This is a genomic window from Bacillus sp. CH_48 (assembly GCF_038008465.1).
Taxonomy (GTDB): Bacteria; Bacillota; Bacilli; order Bacillales; family Bacillaceae_G; genus Bacillus_A; species Bacillus_A thuringiensis_S.
Genome location: NZ_JBBOZF010000001.1, coordinates 912,579 through 933,586, shown reverse-complemented (window position 1 = coordinate 933,586; position 21,008 = coordinate 912,579). Strand labels below are relative to the sequence as shown.

Below are 21,008 nucleotides of genomic sequence, written 5' to 3'. Positions count from 1 at the left end.
AAGGGGGCATACATCGTGGCCAACCTATTTAAAAAGAAATCCGTTACGCAATTGTTAGGGGAAAGTAAAAGTAAAACTTTGACGAAAACGCTAGGGGCATTTGACCTAACAATGCTAGGGATTGGTGCGATAATTGGTACAGGAGTTCTAGTATTAACTGGATTAGTAGCAGCAAGAGATGCTGGTCCAGCAGTTATTTTTTCATTTATGATTGCAGCAATTGTTTGTGGATTTGCAGCATTATGTTATGCAGAAGTTGCATCTACACTTCCTGTTTCAGGTAGTGTGTACACATATTCGTATGCAACAATTGGTGAGTTTGTTGCTCATTTAATGGGATGGACATTGTTATCCGTATATGTCGTAACGACTGCCGCAGTAGCTGGCGGATGGACGGGTTATTTCAATAATTTAGTGAGTGGGCTGGGACTTGAAATTCCGAAAGCGTTGCTAACGATTCCAGCGCAAGGTGGTATGGTAAACTTACCAGCAGTTATTGTTACGTTAGTGATAACTTGGTTATTATCACGAGGTACGAAAGAAAGTAAGCGTGTGAATAACATAATGGTATTAATTAAAATTGGTATTGTTGTTTTATTCATTGCAGTTGGTGTATTCTACGTGAAACCAGAAAACTGGATACCATTTGCACCTTACGGTTTAAGTGGAGTGTTCGCAGGGGGAGCAGCAGTATTCTTTGCTTTCTTAGGATTTGATGCATTAGCAACTTCTGCTGAAGAAGTAAAAAATCCGCAACGTGATCTACCAATTGGTATTATTGCTTCGTTAGTTATTTGTACAATTATTTATGTTGTAGTTTGTCTCGTTATGACAGGTATGGTTTCTTATAAGGAATTAGATGTACCTGAAGCTATGGCGTATGTGTTAGAAGTTGTAGGACAAGATAAAGTGGCTGGTGTAATTGCAATTGGAGCTGTAATTGGTATTATGGCTGTAATTTTCGCTTACATTTATGCGACAACACGTGTATTCTTCGCAATGAGCCGTGATGGTTTATTACCAAAATCTTTTGCGAAAATTAACAAGAAGACTGAAGCGCCAACATTTTCAGTTTGGTTAACAGGAATTGGTAGTGCTTTAATTGCTGGATTTATCGATTTAAAAGAATTGTCGAATTTAGCGAATATTGGAGCGTTATTAACATTCGCCATGGTTGGTGTAACTGTTATCATTCTTCGTAAAACGCATCCGAAATTACAACGTGGATTTATGGTACCACTTGTACCGATCTTACCGATTATTTCAATTGCATGTTGTCTATTCTTAATGGTAAATTTACCGTTAACAACATGGATATACTTTGGTATTTGGTTAGCAATTGGAGTAGTTGTATACTTTGTTTATTCGAAAAAACATAGTCATTTAAAAGACGATAGCAGTTCGCAGGATAATTTAGATCAAGCTAATTAAAGGGATATAACACAGTAAGCCTTGTGCGTCTAGGGAGCGCGCAAGGCTTTTTCTTTTGTTGAAATAAAGGGAACATATATTACTTTGTTGAATTTTTATGTCGGAATATGAAAAAAAGGGGTGTGCGACTTGTGCATCCTTTTTTGTATGAGAATATAGAGGATGCGGAAAATATGTATATGCCTTATTAAAATGTTCATAAAAAAATTCAGATTTCATTGACACATATGAGCAGGTGCTCATATAATAAGAGTATAAAATATATGAATGATTGTTCATATGTTCAATTAAAGAGGTGAGCTATAATGGCTGGAAATAAAGTAGAAACACCACAAGAGACATGTTCTCAAACGATAATTCATGAAGAAGTTGTTGAGCAAGTAAAACAAACAATTCCAACTGATGAAAGTTTAAGTAAAGTAGCAGAACTATTTAAAGTATTAGGTGACCGTACACGTACGAGAATATTACATGCGCTATTTGAAGCTGAGATGTGCGTTTGTGATTTAGCTTATTTATTAGGAATGACACAATCATCTATTTCGCATCAGCTTCGTGTGTTAAAGCAAGCGAAACTTGTAAAGAATCGTAAAGAAGGAAAGGTTGTTTATTATTCGTTAGCTGATCAGCACGTAATTCATATCTTCGAGCAAGCGTTTGAGCACGTAAACGAAGAAGAATAAAAAGAACGCGAGGAGGGAGAACGATGGCTGAAGCATTAGTGAAAAAGAAATTGATGTTAGAAGGTTTAGATTGTGCGAACTGTGCAATGAAAATTGAAAAAGGTGTTGGGAATATAGAAGGAGTAAATTCTTGCTCTGTAAACTTCGCAACAAAGACAATGATCTTAGAAACAGCACAAAATAAAGAAAACGAAGTTGTTACGGAAGCAAAACAACTCGTTACAAAATTAGAACCGCATATTAAAGTGCAAGAAGAACAAAAAAATAAAATTGCTAAAGAAGTATTTATATTAGAAGGTTTAGATTGCGCGAACTGTGCAATGAAAATTGAAAATAAAGTTAAGGAAATGCCAGCTGTCTCAGAAGCAACTGTTGATTTCGTATCGAAGAAACTACGAGTAGAAGTTGCGAATAAAAGAGAACTAGAAGCGACTGTAGCAAATATAACAAATGTCGTTCAAAAGTTAGAGCCAGATGTGAAAGTTGTTCGTGAAGAGAAGAACGGTCATGACCACGGACATAGTCACGATCATGGTGAAGCAAATGTGAAAAAGATGGTAGGGAGATTAGTGGTTGGCGGAATTTTGACGGCAATTGCTGCATTAGCGGGCTTACCACAAATGGTAACAATTCCGTTATTCGTCCTTGCTTATTTATTAATAGGTGGAGATATCGTTTGGAGAGCGGTAAAAAACATAACTCGTGGCCAAGTATTTGATGAAAACTTCTTAATGGCAATTGCAACTGTAGGAGCTTTTGCAATTCAGCAATATTCAGAAGCTGTAGCAGTAATGCTATTTTATCAAGTAGGAGAACTATTCCAAAGCATTGCGGTAAACCGCTCTCGAAAATCAATTACTTCATTAATGGATATTCGTCCTGATTATGCGAATGTAAAGGTTGGAAATGAAACGAAACAAGTATCACCAGAAGATGTACAAATTGGCGATTATATTATCGTTAAGCCAGGTGAGAAAGTACCATTAGACGGAAAAGTAATTGAAGGAACATCAATGGTAGATACTTCAGCATTAACTGGTGAATCTGTACCACGTGAAGTTGAAGTTGGAAATGATGTATTAAGTGGCTTTGTGAACCAAAACGGCGTGTTGACAATTGAAGTTACAAAAGAATTTGGTGAATCAACTGTATCGAAAATTTTAGATTTAGTTCAAAATGCAAGCAGTAAAAAAGCACCAACAGAAAACTTTATTACGAAGTTTGCGCGTTACTACACTCCAGTTGTAGTTATTACAGCGGCGATCATGGCGTTTATTCCACCGCTTATTTTAGAAGGGGCTACATTCTCTGAGTGGATTTATAGAGCTTTAGTGTTCTTAGTAATCTCTTGTCCATGTGCGTTAGTTGTATCCATTCCTCTTGGATTCTTTGGAGGTATCGGTGGTGCATCTAAAAGTGGTGTGTTAGTAAAAGGTAGTAACTATTTAGAAGCTTTAAATGATGTAAAATATATTGTTTTTGACAAAACAGGAACATTAACAAAAGGTGTTTTCAAAGTTACAAAAATGGAACCGAGCGAAGGTACTACAAGCGAAGAGTTATTAGAGTATGCGGCATTTGCTGAAGTGTATTCTAACCATCCAATTGCCCAATCTATTCGAAAGGCATATGGAAAATCAATTGATGAAAAAATAATCGATGATTATAACGAAATTTCTGGTCACGGTACAGTCGTAAAAGTACAAGGAAAAGAAATTTTTGCAGGTAATGCAAAATTAATGAGAAAAGAAAATATTGAATTTAAACAACCAGAAACAGTAGGTACATTAGTTCACGTTGCTATAGATGGAAAATATGCAGGTTATATTGTTATTTCTGATGAGGTAAAAGAGGATTCGAAACAAGCGATTCAAAAGTTAAAAGAACTAGGTATTAAAAAGACAGTAATGTTAACTGGTGATGCAAAAACAGTTGGTGAAGCTGTCGGTAAAGAATTAGGCTTAGATGAAGTTCATGCGGAATTACTACCGCAACAAAAAGTAGAAGAGATTGAAAAAATTGATGCAGCGAAGCATGGAAAAGAAAAAATTGCCTTCGTTGGTGACGGTATTAACGATACACCAGTATTAGCCCGTGCAGACGTTGGTATTGCGATGGGTGGTTTAGGATCAGATGCAGCAATTGAAGCGGCAGACATCGTTATTATGACTGATGAGCCTTCAAAAATTGCGACAGCTGTAAAAATTGCAAAACGCACAAGAAGTATAGTGTGGCAAAATATCATCTTTGCTTTAGGTGTAAAAGGGATCGTTCTATTACTTGGTGCCTTTGGTATTGCAACAATGTGGGAAGCTGTTTTCTCAGATGTTGGTGTGACACTACTTGCAGTGTTAAATGCAATGCGTGTATTACGAGTGAAAGATTTATAAAAAAGAGGACGCAACCTGCGTCCTCTTTTTTATTGGTTATTTTGTTGAAATTGATTTAATAAAATAATATCAAATATTATTTTACTTTTAAATAATATGATATTAAAATTTGCAAATAAAAAACATTCGTCGTATTATTTTAATATATTTTTTACAAATATCCATATAGTATTGAAAAAACAGAGAAGGAGAAACTTCTCTGTTTACTTTTGTATGTTTTTTTCAACTTGTTCTCGAACAGTTTGAATGTAATTCATTTTATGATCCCAACATTCTTGGCTTAAATCGACAGGATACTCTTCGGGATTTAAAGTTCGCATGTATTCTTCCCAAAATAGAGCGAGACTCTGTTCATTATATTGCTGAATATCTAATATACTTGGTAGTTCATATGTTCTTTCACCGTTAACGAAAATGTCTTTATGGAGTTCACGGGCTTCAAAGTTTGTTACGAATTTACTTATATATGTGTGAACTGGATGGAACATTTTTAAGCGCTCTTCTTTTCCAGGTTCTTCAGAATCTAACGCAATATAATCGCCTTCTGCATGATCGTTAACCCGATTGATAATACGATAAATTCGTTTCAGTCCTGGAGTGGTAATTTTTTCAGGATTAGATGAAATTTTAATCGTATCATTTAATTTTCCGTCAGTATCTTCAATCGCAACTAGTTTGTAAACAGCCCCTAATGCAGGTTGCTCAAAGGACGTAATTAATTTTGTCCCAACACCCCATACGTCAATTTTTGCCCCTTGAGATTTAAGGTGCATAATTGTGTATTCATCTAAATCGCTAGAAGCGATAATTTTTGTATTTGTAAACCCTGATTCATCTAGTAGTTTTCGTGCCTTTTTCGATAAATAAGCCATATCACCACTATCAAGACGTATACCATAGAAATCAATACGATCCCCAAATTCTTTTGCAACACGAATTGCATTTGGAACACCAGATTTCAATGTGTCATATGTATCAACGAGAAAGACGCACTTCTTATGAGTTTCAGCGTATTTCTTAAACGCGACGTATTCATCGCGATATGCTTGAACGAAAGAGTGAGCGTGTGTGCCAGCTACAGGGATCCCAAAGCGTTTCCCAGCACGAACATTGCTTGTAGAGGAGAAACCACCAATAAAGGCAGCACGCGTCCCCCAAAGGGCAGCGTCGAACTCGTGGGCACGTCTTGTGCCGAACTCTAAAAGCTCATCATTATTTGCAGCATGTTTCATACGGGCTGCTTTTGTTGCAATTAATGTTTGGTAATTCACAATATTTAAGAGAGCGGTTTCAATAATTTGTGCTTCACCCAGTGGTGCATCAACGCGTAATAAAGGCTCGTTATTAAATACAACTTCACCTTCTTGCATACTACGAATCGTCCCAGTGAATTTCATATTTTGTAAATAATGAAGGAATTCTTCTTCAAATTGTAATTCTGCTAAATAAGCGATATCGCTTTCAGTAAAGCTGAAATTTTCTATGTACTCTACAATTTTCTCAAGGCCAGCAAAAACAGCGTAGCCGTTCTCAAATGGAAGCTTTCGAAAGTATAAATCAAACACGGAACGGCGATTATGAATACCATCTTTCCAATATGTATAAGCCATGTTGATTTGATATAGGTCTGTATGTAAGGCATAACTATCGTCTTTATAATGAGTCATCGCGAGAACACCTCCATAATTTGGTTATAGTATACCAATTTTTCACCATTCGTAGCAAAGAAGAGATATTGAAGTGAAGTCAAGAGAGAAAAAAATGAAATTATGCATATTTTTTAGAAAATTTATATTTATCAATTTATATTTCTCCAAATTTTATGTATTATTAGAGTAATGGGGTAATGAGAATGGAGGAGGACAATGCAACAAACATTAGAAAAAATAGGCAAACAAGTCTTTTACAAACGGCTTCAGCAAAAAATGACACAAGAAGAATTATGTCAGGGCATTTGTTCTGTCTCATACTTAAGTAAGATTGAAAATGGAAAGATCGAAGCATCAGAAGAAATTCTACAATTGCTCTGCACAAGACTGGAAATTGCCGTGACGGATTTGAGAGATGTAGAAGAAGATGTGAAGGGGAAGCTGGATGAATGGTTGAATGCACTAGTTCATTTGGACAAGCAACAAGTAGAACGTATATATGAAGAGTTGCAAGGTGAAATGAAGCATGTGTTGGATTTTGAAATTATAAATTATTATAAACTGCTGTATACACGTTATTTAATTATGAAAAGGGATTTTCCTGCACTCGAAGAAGAATTAGATAAGTTGAAGAAGGTATATAAAAAATATTCTCCATTTCAGAAGTTATTATATATGTATAGTAGAGGGTTATTGTGCTGTTTACAGTATAGATGGAAGGATGGGCTAGATTACTTATTAAAAACAGAAGTAATGGCCAAGGAACAAGGGTATCATGAAACAGGCTTGTATTATAATATAGCGCTTGCATATACTCATTTAGATATTCATCATCTTGCGATTCATTTTGTAAATATGGCATTAGAAGGATTTCGTAGTGAATATAAGTTTAGAAACATAATTAATTGCCAAATCCTTATTGCGGTAAGTTATACAGAAAAAGGTCAGTATGAAGAAGCTTTAAAAATGTATGAAAGTATATTGAGAGAGGCCACATCTTTTGCTGATAAGGATGTACTATTAGCTATTACTTTAAGTAATATGGGAAGTATCTATTATAAAAAAGGAAAATATCAGCAAGCGAAAAAATATTATTTAGATAGTCTACAACTTCAAAAACAAATAGATTTAAACTATTTAGATACAATATATGAAATGGCATTAGTATGCATTAAATTAGAAGAGTTGGATGAGGCAAGGGCATTAATTGATAAGGGAATTGATGCAGCAAAACAAGAAGAGAGATTTAATGCAAAATTATACTTGCTTTTAATGCTTAGATATAAATATTTTGAAGAAGCAAAAGATTATAAATTATTTTTGGAAAATGAGGCTATCCCGTTGTATAAATCTGCAGGAAATAAAATAGAATTAAAGAAAGTATACGTTGAACTAGCAGAACATTTTTCAAATTTATCCAGATTTGAAGAAAGTAATCGATATTATAGGTTAGTTATTGATTTGATGAATGATAATAAGGAGGAATAAAAATGAAAAAGATGGTATTTGGAGTATTAGCATTTATAGTGACTCTTACAGTTGCTGGAGGAATACATCAGTATAGCAGTAAACCTGATATTGTTGGTCAACAAGCTAAAACTGTTGAACAAGTTAATTCATAATAATCCCCCTTTCCAACCGGAAAGGGGTTTTTCAATATTTGTTCCTCAAAATTCTACAAAACTTGAGAAAATAATTATTTGAATTTTTAGTATATTAATAGTGAAAACATAATGCTAATATGAAACTACTCTTTTTCAAAAAATAATTTATTAGGGGGAAGGTTCATGAAAAAGAAAAGTTTAGCGTTAGTGTTAGCGACAGGAATGGCAGTTACAACGTTTGGAGGGACAGGCTCTGCATTTGCAGATTCTAAAAATGTGCTCTCTACGAAGAAGTACAATGAGACAGTACAGTCACCGGAGTTTGTTTCTGGGGATTTAACTGGAGCAACTGGTAAGAAAGCAGAATCTGTTGTGTTTGATTACTTAAACGCAGCAAAAGGTGATTATAAGTTAGGGGAAAAGAGTGCGCAAGATTCTTTCAAAGTGAAACAAGCGAAGAAAGATGCTGTAACTGATTCAACAGTATTACGTTTACAACAAGTATACGAAGGAGTACCTGTATGGGGTTCTACGCAAGTAGCTCACGTAAGTAAAGATGGTTCTTTAAAAGTATTGTCTGGAACAGTTGCACCTGATTTAGACAAAAAAGAAAAGTTGAAAAATAAAAATAAGATCGAAGGCGCAAAAGCAATTGAAATTGCGCAAAAAGATTTAGGTGTTACACCTAAATATGAGGTAGAACCAAAAGCGGACTTATATGTATATCAAAATGGTGAAGAAACAACATATGCATACGTTGTAAATTTAAACTTCTTAGAGCCGAGCCCAGGAAACTACTACTATTTCATTGAAGCAGGTAGCGGTAAAGTATTAAATAAATATAATAAGCTTGATCATGTAGCAAATGAAGATAAATCACCAGTTAAGCAAGAGGCACCTAAACAGGAAGCGAAACCAGCTGTAAAGCCTGTAACAGGAACAAATGCAGTGGGTACTGGTAAAGGTGTATTAGGAGATACGAAATCGCTTAATACAACGTTATCTGCATCATCTTACTATTTACAAGATAATACGCGCGGAGCAACGATTTTCACATATGATGCGAAAAACCGCTCAACATTACCAGGAACATTATGGGTAGATGCAGATAATGTTTTCAATGCAGCGTATGATGCAGCAGCAGTAGATGCTCATTACTATGCAGGTAAAACATATGATTACTATAAAGCTACATTTAATAGAAACTCTATTAATGATGCAGGAGCACCATTAAAATCAACAGTTCATTACGGAAGTAAGTATAATAATGCATTCTGGAACGGCTCACAAATGGTATACGGAGATGGTGATGGTGTAACGTTCACTTCATTATCTGGTGGTATTGATGTAATTGGTCACGAATTAACGCATGCTGTTACAGAGTATAGCTCAGATTTAATTTATCAAAATGAATCAGGAGCATTAAATGAAGCTATTTCAGATGTTTTTGGTACATTAGTAGAGTATTATGATAACCGTAACCCAGATTGGGAAATTGGGGAAGATATTTATACGCCTGGCAAAGCAGGAGATGCGCTTCGCTCTATGAGTGATCCAACGAAATATGGTGATCCAGACCACTATTCTAAGCGTTACACTGGTACTAGTGATAACGGTGGGGTTCATACAAACAGTGGTATCATTAACAAACAAGCTTATTTATTAGCAAATGGTGGTACGCATTCGGGTGTAACTGTAACGGGCATTGGTAAAGATAAGTTAGGTGCAATTTATTACCGTGCAAACACACAATATTTCACGCAATCTACTACATTTAGCCAAGCTCGTGCTGGTGCAGTGCAAGCGGCAGCTGATTTATATGGTGCGACTTCTGCGGAAGTAGCAGCAGTTAAGCAATCATTTAGTGCTGTTGGTATTAACTAAGGATTTAAAGGATAGCTATTAATAAAATACTTCAAAAATAAAGAAGGAGCATAGGCTCCTTCTTTATTTTTTTCTCCATTTTTTCCACAAATAAAACAATCCAATAGCGCCTGCGATTGTTACAATCCACTTCGCTTCATTTGTTCCGTTCATAACATGATATGCCGAATATACTTCAATCAATAAGGCCGGTATTTTACCTATTGTACTGGCAATACTGAAGGAGAGTAATGACATTTTCCCTAGAGCTGCAAATAAAGTCACGATACTTGATGGGATGAAAGGTATCAATCGAAACGATAGAACGAGTAGAAAGGCCTCTATACCTTCTACATAAAGAAGACGCTCTACCTTTGGGTACTTATTTACTTTATCGTGAGTGAACTTTTGAAGGCCTATGCGATAAATATAAAACGAGATAATAGCCCCTAAGGCCTCACCTGCGATCGAAATGATTGTGCCATTTGTTACACCGAAGAGCTGTATATTAATGGCGGTTAAAAAGATGCTAGGAATAACACCTAAAAGACTAATGATGATGTTAATTAAGATACTAAGTGGAATTGCGATTGAATAGTATTCTGTTAAGAAATTTTGAATCGTTTCAGCCATTGTTTAAAATCCTTTATCTTTTTTTGCATTACACCATATTTCGTTTGTATAGGCAAGGGTAAATTTACATAATGTAGAAAAACGTTGATAAGAAGGGGGCTTTATACCTTATATGGGTATTAGGTATATAAAAATGGGGGTATTTTAAAATATTTTTTAAAACACTATAAAAACCTTTGTATAAAAGAGTTTTATAGTTATGTTATCAGTGTTTTAATCTGGGAAATAATCATAAAATATAGGGGGTATATATTATAAAAGTCGAAAAATAGAGGGTTGATGAAATTGCGCGGGTAAATATGGAAAAATAGATGAAAAAAATGAAAACTGATAGATTTTTTCGTTGTGAAATTGACTTTTAGTGAAGTTGCGATAATAATCATGAAAGAGGTGATATGATGAAACGAATAAGTAGTCTTTTCTTGAGTGGTTTATTGGCACTAATGCTGATCTTAAGTGGATGTGCAGGAAAAGAACAAAAAACAGAGAAACAAACAGGGAATCAATCGACATCAGTAGAAAAAATTAGTGATAATATTTTAGATGAAATGGAAGGGCCACCTAAAAATGGTCATACGATTGAAAGACATGTAGGCAAATCAGAAGAAGATTTGAAGAATCGCTTGAAGACAGATAAAGTATCAGCAGCAAGTACATACTATGACAAGGAAATAGCAACGAAAGCTGTAAAAGATAGTTTGAAGCAGCATGATAAGGAAATTCAAGACTGGTTAAAAAATTCTAAAGAGGCTCGTCTCGTATTAAATACAACACATTCATTCCCGGTTGGAAAAACGGTAATAAAGAAAAATATGAGTTTAAAAGACAAGTTGGTAAAAACTGTTACTGTTTTAGCAAGAGATAAGTCAGGAGAATTAGGGTTTAAGATTATTACTTCTTATCCATCTGATAAATAAGAAGGGGGAGTACATTATGTATACGACATTACAATACTTTCTTAAATCGTACTGTACGTTAAGTATTCATGAGGATGAAATAGTAAGCGTGATGGAAGAGTTTATTGAACAAGAAGACGAAGAAATTGTTTTGAAATTACGTGATGAATTAATAAATATGAAGAAAAAGAACGCGTGGGAAGAGGCGTGTGTATTAGCTGCGAAGCAAGGCAATCGTATGTGGTCTTTAGAAGAAACGAAAGACCATCTTGAAACTTTTTTACTATTACTGCAAAAGAAAAAGGCGTGATATAATCACGCCTTTTTCTTTATGCTATTCGGTGGATATTAGCTATTCTTTTGGAGCGCTTTTATATACGCTTTTTGAAATTTGTCCATTTGATATTACTTCCCCGTTTTGTGTTACTTTTTTATACGTAACCGCTGTGATTTTATCACTAGTCCTACTAATTACTTGAGAAGAAACTTCAACATTTTTACCAGTATTTGTACCGAAAATGCGTGTAGTAATACTACCTCCATTTGAAAATGCTTGAATATAAATATGATTGCCCGTATTATTTTTAAATTTTAAATCTGGACCATAATCTGCTACTGCTGCATCTTGCCCAAGTGGTAAATAATTTACCGGCATAGAATGATTGCTTCGAGAAACAATGCCTAAATCTGCCCTTAAAGCTGCGCTGTATAATGTACTACTGACTTGGCAAACTCCTCCGCCTGCACTTTGTATTACTTTACCTTGTGAATATACTGCTGCAGATTTGTAACCATGTGCAGCATCAGTTACGCCAACGCGGCCGTTAAAACTAAACGTTTCATCAGGTGCGACAATAACCCCACTTAAAGTATTGGCTGACTTATTTACGTTAAATGATTGATTTCCGTTACGGCCGGCCATTGGAGTAGAATATTCAGCGATGACTTCTTTAATCCCCATTTTCTGTATGTCTTCTGTAGAGCGTTCTGGTTTTATGAATGTGACTGGCAATGTAACATCTGATTTACCGGTAGTAATAGCTTCGTTTGTTAAACCGTTTAGTTTCCCTTTATCAATTTTTTCTCCGTTTTGGCTTTGACTAACATTTACTGTTGAGCCTTCAATACTGAATTCTGCATTAATAGGATTTTTTAATGTTTCATTATATTTATCTTTTATAAAGGTTTCATAAGCTGTTGCATTTAATTGTGGTGTTAATTTATAGTCACGTTTTAATTCACCGTTTTCAGCTTGCTTACGCATTTTGTAACGATTCATTACGTTTCCTTCTTGTTCTTTAAAGATTTTGTCAATAATATCTTTCTCTTTATAATTTATCCCTAAATCTTTCCATGTGTAAGTTTGTTTTTCGTTTTGGAATATGTAGGTAAGGGATTTTTGATCTAATTCAGTTACCTTTTGATTAATAATTGCTTGAATATCTTTCTTATTTTTTCCATCGAGAGAAATACCTTCAAATGTAGTATTCGGTAATGCAGTAGTATCTAATTGATTATTTAATTTGGAGACATATTGATATCCCCCAACACCGCCTACACAAAGTAATATGCCCCCAGCAATTGCAGAACCGATCAGTATTTTACTTAGCTTCATTTATTTCCCCCCAGAAATTTATGTATAAATATATGTATTACATTTTTTGTATAAAAATGATGAAAATAACATTATGTACGTACTAGTATACTATTATTTTCACTGTGTGTGTAATGTTTTCATAAAAAATGTTACACCGCTGTAATAATTGTCACTTCTTGTCACAATGTGTATGAAAAATATGTTGAAAAATATAATAAAAAGGCTGTCTAGAGAAATCTAGCAGCCTTTTTATTATAATTTTTTATGCTCATTTTTATTCGTAACACCGAGATGTTCTTGTAGTTTTGTCGAAATATTATTGACGCTTTTTTCATTTGGAACGTAATAATAAATACCGCCTATATATTTATCTGTACCTTCTACTTGCATTTTTTCCATCTTTAAATTTGAATCCATTGAATTTTTTGTAATTGTCATCATATCATCAAAAGTTAAATTGGTTTTTAAGTCTTTATCGACAGCGTCTAGTAGGCCTCCGATTTTATTAATGGAATTAAGAGATAGTGCCTTTTCAGCAATGGCCTCTAATACAAGCTGTTGGCGTTGACCACGCATATAATCACTATCGATATGACGAGTTCTAGCCAGTGCCAGTGCCTCTTCTCCATTTAAATGTTGACGTCCTTTTTTTAGATGAATTGCATCTGCTTCATCTTTACTATTTTGCTCTGTGAACTCAACTGGAACGTCTACAGTAATACCACCAAGGGAATCAACAATTTTAATAAATGATTTAAAGTTGAATTTTACATAGTAGTCAACTGGAACATCTAAAAAGTTCTCTACCGTATCAATTGTGCTGTCTACACCACCGAATACGTGCGCATGTGTGATTTTATCGTATTTATCACGTGATTTAATGTAGACGCGTGAGTCACGTGGAATGCTTACAAGTTTAACGGATTTATCGTTTTTATTAATTGTTGCAAGTAATAACGCATCTGTTCGAGTTGCTTTTCCATAACCTTTTTCCCTAATATCACTTTCATCAACACCCATAATTAGTACAGAAATGTTGTCGGTCATAGGTTTAACAGCTTTTTCACGTTTACTGGACTTATCTCCTCGACCTAGTTCAGCATAAGCATTATTTAAGACGGACTTTGCTTTACTGTATATATGGAAGGAGTAGCCTCCTGCTCCAAGTGCTACAATTAGTAATGGAATAAGAAGGAACCAAAGTAGGCGTTTTTTCTTTGAGCGTCCTTTTCTGGCTCGCGTATTGTTGTTCGGGTCGGATTTCATCATTTTTTCTCCTTTAAAACTATCGAAGTATATACATTTAGAAGTGTATTCAAACACATAAAAAATATTTTACGCTAAATAAAAGCGATTGTACATGTATAAAAAATAGATGTCTTGATTATTTATCCCGCATTAACGGGCAGTAAAACTCCCACCTCAAAGTCCAGCGAACGCAAGGAAGTTAGGTGGGAGTTAACTGCCCGTAAAAGCCCGATTGGTGAAGGCTAATACTCAGAGGGGGATAGCCCCTCTGAGTAAAGTTTCACTTTATAAGACATCTATTCGTTATTGTATACAAAAGATAGGGATAAGAAAATGATAAAATTTTACCTAATTACAACATAATGCTTACGATAATTGCGGATAAAATGCTAACGAGAGTAGCTCCATATAGTAATTTAAGGCCAAACCTCGCAACAACGTTTCCTTGTTCTTCGTTTAGTCCTTTTACCGCACCTGAAATAATACCAATGGAAGAAAAATTGGCAAAAGACACAAGGAAAACAGAAATAATCCCAACTGTACGGGGAGAAAGGCTATTAGAAATTTTACTAAGGTCCATCATTGCGACAAATTCATTCGTTACAAGCTTCGTTGCCATAATGCTGCCAGCTGCGACAATTTCAGAACTTGGTACACCGATAAGGAATGCGATAGGCGCAAATACATAGCCGATTAATTGTTGGAACGTAATACCGAATATAATGAGGAACAGGTCATTAATACAACTAATTAATGCGACAAATCCGATGAGCATAGCGCCGACAACAATGGCTACACGAAAACCATCAAGAATGTATTCTCCAAGCATTTCAAAAAAGCTTTGTTTTTCACCTTTGATTTCTAAAATATCTTCGTCATCTTTAACGTCGTAAGGGTTAATGATGAGTACGATAATAAAACCGCTAAATAAATTGAGAACGAGTGCAGTTACTACATATTTAGGTTCAATCATTGTCATATAGGCACCTACGATAGACATAGATACGGTTGACATAGCAGAGGCACAAAGTGTATAAAGACGGTGTTTTGGAATTTGAGCTAATTGCTTTTTCACTGTAATAAAAACTTCTGATTGACCGACAATGGCAGAGGCAATAGCATTGTAAGATTCTAATTTCCCAAGACCATTTATTTTACTAAGAAAGTACCCGATCCAATGAATAAAAAATGGTAGTATTTTGAAATGTTGTAATATACCAATTAAAACAGAAATAAAGACGATTGGTAATAATACAGTAAGGAAAAATGGCATTTCACCTTTATTTGCAATACCACCAAATACGAAATTTATTCCATCAGCAGCATACTCGAGTAGCTTTGTAAACAGACTGGAAATGACACGAATAAGTATGAGACCGATTTCTGTATTTAATAATAGGTAGGTTAAAATTAACTGTATAATAAGCATGATGAAAATTGGTTTAAACTTAATATGTTTCTTATTGTTGCTAGCAATATAAGCGAGTAAGAAAACAACAATTAGTCCGACGAAAAAAGTAATGAATTTCATGATAAGCCCCCTAAAAGAGATATTCTGCTATATATGTTTTTCATTTCAAGGGAGAATATGCATCTTTGGTAAAGAAAGGAATAGAGAGAGTATGAATATATGTAGAGTGCATCACGTTGCAATTATTTGTTCGAATTATGAGAGGTCAAAGAATTTTTATACTAGAATATTAGGGTTTAAAGAGATAAATGAAGTATATAGAAAGGAACGAGATTCTTATAAATTAGATTTATGTGTAGGAGAAGAGTATCAAATCGAATTATTTTCATTTCCAAATCCGCCTGAGCACAAAAGTTGTCCAGAAGCAGCCGGTCTTAGACATTTAGCATTTGCTGTTACAAATATAGAAGAAGCTGTGAAGCATTTAAACCAATGTGGTGTTAAGACAGAACCAATCCGTATTGATGAAATAACGGGGAAGAAATTCGTCTTTTTCCAAGACCCTGATGGTTTACCTTTAGAATTGTATGAGGTTTGAAAATTGGTGGATTTTATATAGAGTTGCTTTCCAATAATTGAAGAAACTAAAGTGAAACTTCTTTTTAAAAGGAGGTGTAACTTTAGCTAAGAGAGCTAAAGAGCATATGTGGATATTTTAAAATTATTGATGGTAGTCATTCTTATTGGGTTAACAGCATTTTTTGTGGCTGTTGAATTTGCAATTATTAAGGTACGTAGCAGTCGTATTGATCAACTCGTTAGTGAAAAAAGACGAGGTGCACTGGCAGCTAAAAAGGTAACTTCAAATTTAGACGAGTATTTATCGGCCTGTCAGCTAGGTATTACAATTACTGCTTTAGGGCTCGGGTGGTTAGGGGAACCAACTATTAAACATTTACTCGAGCCGTTGTTTTTAAAATTACAATTCTCACCTGCAATTTCCAGTACAGTTTCATTTATTATTGCCTTTGCAGTAATTACATTTTTACATGTTGTCATTGGGGAACTTGCTCCAAAGACATTTGCTATACAAAAAGCAGAACAAGTTAGCTTATTGTTATCGAAACCACTTATTTATTTTTACCGAGTTATGTACCCGTTTATTTGGGCTTTAAATGGTTCAGCGAGGGTTGTAACTGGTTTATTCGGATTACATCCAGCTTCTGAACATGAAGTAGCTCATTCAGAAGAAGAATTAAGGTTAATCTTATCTGAGAGCTATGAGAGCGGAGAGATTAACCAAAGGGAATTTAAATATGTAAATAATATTTTTGAATTTGATAATAGAGTAGCAAAAGAAATTATGGTACCTCGTACGGAAGTTGTAGGCTTATATGAGGACGAACCATTTGAAACACATATTAAAGTCATCGCACAAGAAAAGTACACGAGATATCCTGTATTTGGTGAAGATAAAGATGAAATTATTGGGATGGTAAATGTAAAAGATTTATTTATTCGTTATATGGATGGTAATCGGGACGAGGAGTGCTCAATTATGCCATATACAAGGCCAGTTATTGAAGTGCTAGAAAATATTCCAATTCATGATTTACTGTTACAAATGCAAAGAAAACACATTCCATTAGCTGTATTATATGATGAATATGGTGGTACAGCAGGGATTGTTACACTAGAAGATATTTTAGAAGAAATTGTTGGAGAAATTCGAGATGAATACGATGAAGATGAGAATCCACCTATAGAGCATGTAAGTGAAGGATATAAAATCGTAGAGGGAAAAGTGCTTATTAGTGAAGTAAATGATTTGCTTGGCATACATTTAATTGCTGATGATGTAGATACAATTGGTGGCTGGATTATGGTACAAAAACAAATCGTTGCTGAAGGAGATGTTATTGAGAAACACGGTTTTTATTTTAAAGTCCTTGAAAAGGATATGCATCAAATTAAACGAGTGGAAATAAGGAAAGTAGAAGAATGATTTTCTATAAACTTTAATAAAAAGGATATACAGAAAAATAAATGTTTGCGCTTTCAAAAAAGGTGCTATATAGTGAAGGTGGATACTGAAAAATTCTTCTGAATGATACTCGTGTTTTTAGAGGGCGGATTTTTTGGATAAGGATTTAGAATGAAAAAGTATAGGTGATAAAAATGATAGCAACGAAGGATATACGTATAGAAAAAGATTTTTTAGGTGAAAAAGAAGTACCAAGTGCAGCTTATTATGGTGTACAAACATTACGTGCCGTAGAAAACTTCCCAATTACAGGATACCGCATTCATCCATCACTCATTACAGCAATGGCAATTGTGAAAAAAGCAGCGGCACTTGCGAATATAGATACTGGTTATTTAGCTAAAGACATTGGACATGAAATTGCAGAAGCAGCGCAAGAAATTGTTGATGGAAAGTTTCATGATCAATTTATCGTGGATCCTATTCAAGGTGGAGCCGGAACTTCTATTAATATGAATACAAATGAAGTAATTGCGAATAGAGCGTTAGAGCGTATGGGATATGAAAAAGGGGAATATGCGAAAATTAGCCCAAACACTCATGTGAACATGGCCCAATCAACGAACGATGCGTTTCCAACAGGGATTCATATTGCAACTCTTATGATGTTAGAAGAGCTTCTTATTACAATGGAAGAACTTCATTCTGCTTTTCGTAAAAAAGCAAAAGAGTTTGATCACGTTATTAAAATGGGACGCACACATTTACAAGATGCAGTTCCAATTCGCCTTGGACAAGAATTTGAAGCGTATAGCCGAGTGCTTGAGCGTGATATAAAAAGAATTAAACAGTCTCGTCAACATTTATATGAAGTGAATATGGGGGCGACAGCTGTTGGTACAGGATTAAATGCAAATCCTACGTATATTGAACAAGTGGTAAAACATTTAAGAACGTTTAGTGGATTCCCACTTGTTGGTGCAGAGCATTTAGTTGATGCAACGCAAAATACAGATGCATACACAGAAGTATCTGCAGCGCTTAAAGTATGTATGATGAACATGTCTAAAATTGCAAACGATCTTCGTATTATGGCGTCTGGTCCACGTGTTGGGTTAGCTGAAATTCAATTGCCAGCACGTCAGCCAGGTTCATCCATTATGCCAGGAAAAGTAAATCCAGTTATGGCAGAAGTAATTAACCAAGTCGCATTCCAAGTAATCGGAAACGATCATACAATTTGCTTAGCATCAGAAGCAGGACAATTAGAGTTAAACGTAATGGAGCCTGTGCTTGTATTTAATTTAATTCAATCTATAAGCATTATGAATAATGGATTCCGTGTATTCCGTGAATATTGTATTGAAGGAATTACAGCAAATGAAGAATTGCTGAAGCAATATGTTGAGAAAAGTGTTGGAATTATTACAGCAGTTAATCCTCATATTGGTTATGAAGCAGCATCTCGTATTGCACGTGAAGCAATTGAAACAGGAAAATCTGTTAGGGAGTTATGTTTAGAACATGGTGTACTGACAGAAGAGGAATTGGATATTATTTTAGATCCATTCGAAATGACTCACCCTGAAATTGCTGGAGCTTCTTTATTAAAAAATAAAAAAATATAATGTGAAAAACACCGATCCATTTGGATCGGTGTTTTATTTTTAAAAGATATTAAACACAGCGTTTAATTGAAGTAAGCTAATAACAGCTAAGAAGATTAAACTGTATTTCATTGCTGTTTTAAATAGAGCAGATTCTTTACCAACTAGTCCAACTGCGGCACAAGCAACTGCTACAGATTGTGGTGAAACCATTTTTGCCATTGTACCACCTACCACGTTTAAGGCAACGAGTGTAGAAGGAACGATGTTTAATTGGTCTGCTGTTACTGCTTGCAGTGGTGCGAATAAAGAACCACTTGAAACTACTGAACCTGTAATGAATACGCCAATCCATCCTAAGATTGGAGAAAGAATTGGGAATGCATTACCAGTAGATGAGAATGCAAGTCCAAGTGTAGATGACATACCAGAGTAGTTCTCTACGTAAGCTAAAGCGATAACGCTACAAATTGTATATACTGGAGCTTTTAATTCTTTCATTGTTTCAATCATTAATTCTTTAACCATTTTACCTTTTACGCGGTAAACGATAAGTGAAACGATAATTGCTAGTACAATCGCAGTAGTTGTAGAAGAAAATACATCAAATTTGAAAACAGCTGCGAAAGGTGTATCAGCTTTTGTAATTGGTGTAGTTTTCATAACAGCATTATGAAGACCAGGGAACTGAATGTTAAATACTAAGTTTGCTAACGCACCATCTGGAGCAAATAAAGCTTTAATTGGTTTTAAATTAAAGATTGTTACAAATGCAGTTAAGAATACGAATGGAGACCAAGCATATAAAATTTGATTGAATGTATGTGATACTTTAGTTTCTTGTTTTTCTTCTTTAGTAGAAGATTTTGGTTGCCAAACACGTAAGAATAATGCAAGAGCAATCATACTTACAACGGCTGCGAAAATATTAGTAAGTTCTGCACCTAAGAAGTAAGTTACAGCGAATTGAGTAATAGCGAAAGAAACACCACTTACAAGAATACCTTGCCAAGTTTCTTTAATACCTTTAACTCCATCGACCATTGAAACAAGTAAGAAAGGTAAGATAATACTAATGAAAGGTAAAATAAGAACAGTTTGACGACCAATTGTTAATGCGTCAAGTTCAGTTAATTGTGCCGGTACTGTAACTGGAATACCCATAGCACCCATAGCACCACCAGCAATATTAGCTACTAAACAAATACCTGCTGCTTTTAATGGATTAAAGCCCATACCCACAAGTAGTGCAGCTGTAATAGCAACTGGAACCCCTAGACCAGCTGCGCCTTCTAAGAAAGCACCGAAAGAATAAGCAATTAATAATACTTGTAAACGTTGATCATTTGTAATGCTTGAAATACTATCGCGAATAATATTGAACTGCTCTGTTTTAACAGTTAATTTGTAAAGGAAAATTGCGGCGATAACGATAGTACAAATTGGATAAAATCCAGATAAAACACCGAATCCAGCAGATGCTACAGCTACTGTTGCTGGCATTTTATAAACAAATATTGCAAGAATAATAGCGACAATCACACTGTAAAGACCAGCGATATAACTTTTCATTTTCAGTCCCATTAAACAAATGATGAAGCAGAAAATTGGAAGTGCTGCGATTAGTGCAGATAACCAAATATTGTTTAATGGATCATAAATTTGTGTCCAAGTACTCATAATAATGACAACTCCTATCTATTATATGTGAAGAAATTCACATTATTTGTGAAACTATTCACAATCAACTTACATGCTTAGTATATTCTCCTTCAACACTATTGTCAACGTAAAAAAGTATAATTATTCCATAATAGTGTTAAAAGAAAAGCTTTGTTCATAAAGTAGACAAAAAACACACTCAAATGAATTTAAGTGTGCTGTATAAATTATTTGCATATTATTTTGCTTATTCAGATGGCATGTTCCCTATAGGTGTATATTAGATGCCGTCTCTTATCCCGCATTAACGGGCAGTAAGACCCACACCTCAAAATTCAGCGGAAGCAAAG

At 34.8% G+C, this 21,008-nt stretch carries 17 protein-coding genes; 11 read left to right on the top strand and 6 right to left on the bottom strand.

The window, feature by feature from the left end; translation table 11 throughout:
- Window positions 1-15 precede the first annotated feature (15 nt).
- The 3 genes from N2V92_RS04505 (at window position 16) to N2V92_RS04495 (ending at window position 4,504) form a co-directional block, all read left to right on the top strand.
- A complete protein-coding gene (locus tag N2V92_RS04505; RefSeq protein ID WP_001284899.1) occupies window positions 16-1,431 on the top strand; it encodes an amino acid permease in 1,416 nt (471 codons plus the stop codon).
- Window positions 1,432-1,736: 305 nt separating this feature from the next.
- Window positions 1,737-2,114: an ArsR/SmtB family transcription factor gene (locus N2V92_RS04500; protein WP_000918378.1), complete on the top strand. Its 378-nt coding sequence runs from the start codon at window positions 1,737-1,739 to the stop codon at window positions 2,112-2,114.
- Between the two features lie 23 nt (window positions 2,115-2,137).
- Window positions 2,138-4,504 (top strand): heavy metal translocating P-type ATPase, encoded by a 2,367-nt coding sequence (locus N2V92_RS04495; protein ID WP_000796565.1) that lies wholly within the window; start codon window positions 2,138-2,140, stop codon window positions 4,502-4,504.
- Window positions 4,505-4,707: 203 nt separating this feature from the next.
- Here the strand turns inward: N2V92_RS04495 and N2V92_RS04490 are convergent, their stop codons facing one another.
- The gene (locus N2V92_RS04490) at window positions 4,708-6,171 is read right to left on the bottom strand and encodes a nicotinate phosphoribosyltransferase (protein ID WP_000150180.1); all 1,464 of its coding nucleotides are present in this window, start codon (window positions 6,169-6,171) and stop codon (window positions 4,708-4,710) included.
- A gap of 198 nt (window positions 6,172-6,369) precedes the next feature.
- Between N2V92_RS04490 and N2V92_RS04485 the strand changes: the two genes are divergently transcribed.
- The 3 genes from N2V92_RS04485 to N2V92_RS04475 all read left to right on the top strand — a co-directional run bounded on the left by N2V92_RS04485 (window position 6,370) and on the right by N2V92_RS04475 (window position 9,641).
- The gene (locus N2V92_RS04485) at window positions 6,370-7,641 is read left to right on the top strand and encodes a tetratricopeptide repeat protein (protein WP_001187958.1); all 1,272 of its coding nucleotides are present in this window, start codon (window positions 6,370-6,372) and stop codon (window positions 7,639-7,641) included.
- A 2-nt stretch (window positions 7,642-7,643) separates the two neighbouring features.
- Complete coding sequence (gene nprX / locus N2V92_RS04480; RefSeq protein WP_000738912.1) at window positions 7,644-7,775, top strand: quorum-signaling peptide NprX; 132 nt, start codon at window positions 7,644-7,646, stop codon at window positions 7,773-7,775.
- Between the two features lie 165 nt (window positions 7,776-7,940).
- Window positions 7,941-9,641, top strand: coding sequence for a M4 family metallopeptidase (locus N2V92_RS04475; protein WP_000730396.1), 1,701 nt, complete (start codon window positions 7,941-7,943; stop codon window positions 9,639-9,641).
- A gap of 63 nt (window positions 9,642-9,704) precedes the next feature.
- Here the strand turns inward: N2V92_RS04475 and N2V92_RS04470 are convergent, their stop codons facing one another.
- On the bottom strand, window positions 9,705-10,253 hold the full coding sequence (locus tag N2V92_RS04470) for a TVP38/TMEM64 family protein (RefSeq protein ID WP_000852229.1): 549 nt from the start codon (window positions 10,251-10,253) through the stop codon (window positions 9,705-9,707).
- 398 nt (window positions 10,254-10,651) lie between these two features.
- Here N2V92_RS04470 and N2V92_RS04465 point away from each other — a divergent pair, with 398 nt between their 5' ends.
- Both N2V92_RS04465 and N2V92_RS04460 read left to right on the top strand, forming a co-directional pair.
- Window positions 10,652-11,170: an RNase A-like domain-containing lipoprotein gene (locus N2V92_RS04465; protein ID WP_000822702.1), complete on the top strand. Its 519-nt coding sequence runs from the start codon at window positions 10,652-10,654 to the stop codon at window positions 11,168-11,170.
- Between the two features lie 16 nt (window positions 11,171-11,186).
- The gene (locus N2V92_RS04460) at window positions 11,187-11,459 is read left to right on the top strand and encodes a hypothetical protein (RefSeq protein WP_000288803.1); all 273 of its coding nucleotides are present in this window, start codon (window positions 11,187-11,189) and stop codon (window positions 11,457-11,459) included.
- Between the two features lie 42 nt (window positions 11,460-11,501).
- On the opposite strand, the gene N2V92_RS04455 is transcribed toward N2V92_RS04460, so the two are convergent.
- From N2V92_RS04455 to N2V92_RS04445, 3 genes are all read right to left on the bottom strand, one after another.
- Window positions 11,502-12,764: a VanW family protein gene (locus tag N2V92_RS04455; protein WP_000777359.1), complete on the bottom strand. Its 1,263-nt coding sequence runs from the start codon at window positions 12,762-12,764 to the stop codon at window positions 11,502-11,504.
- 234 nt (window positions 12,765-12,998) lie between these two features.
- Window positions 12,999-14,015, bottom strand: coding sequence for an LCP family protein (locus N2V92_RS04450; protein WP_002083775.1), 1,017 nt, complete (start codon window positions 14,013-14,015; stop codon window positions 12,999-13,001).
- 331 nt (window positions 14,016-14,346) lie between these two features.
- Window positions 14,347-15,525: a NupC/NupG family nucleoside CNT transporter gene (locus tag N2V92_RS04445; RefSeq protein ID WP_000668872.1), complete on the bottom strand. Its 1,179-nt coding sequence runs from the start codon at window positions 15,523-15,525 to the stop codon at window positions 14,347-14,349.
- A 91-nt stretch (window positions 15,526-15,616) separates the two neighbouring features.
- On the opposite strand from N2V92_RS04445, the gene gloA2 reads away from it, so the two are divergent.
- The 3 genes from gloA2 to aspA all read left to right on the top strand — a co-directional run bounded on the left by gloA2 (window position 15,617) and on the right by aspA (window position 19,017).
- On the top strand, window positions 15,617-16,003 hold the full coding sequence (gene gloA2, locus N2V92_RS04440; RefSeq protein WP_042597093.1) for an SMU1112c/YaeR family gloxylase I-like metalloprotein: 387 nt from the start codon (window positions 15,617-15,619) through the stop codon (window positions 16,001-16,003).
- 108 nt (window positions 16,004-16,111) lie between these two features.
- Window positions 16,112-17,410 carry a hemolysin family protein gene (locus tag N2V92_RS04435; RefSeq protein WP_000353320.1) on the top strand — a complete coding sequence of 433 codons (1,299 nt, stop codon included), beginning with the start codon at window positions 16,112-16,114 and terminating at the stop codon, window positions 17,408-17,410.
- 173 nt (window positions 17,411-17,583) lie between these two features.
- Window positions 17,584-19,017, top strand: coding sequence for an aspartate ammonia-lyase (gene aspA, locus N2V92_RS04430; protein WP_000562136.1), 1,434 nt, complete (start codon window positions 17,584-17,586; stop codon window positions 19,015-19,017).
- Between the two features lie 39 nt (window positions 19,018-19,056).
- Here aspA and N2V92_RS04425 read toward each other — a convergent pair whose 3' ends face one another.
- On the bottom strand, window positions 19,057-20,676 hold the full coding sequence (locus N2V92_RS04425; protein WP_000109120.1) for an L-lactate permease: 1,620 nt from the start codon (window positions 20,674-20,676) through the stop codon (window positions 19,057-19,059).
- Between the last annotated feature and the right edge of the window lie 332 nt (window positions 20,677-21,008).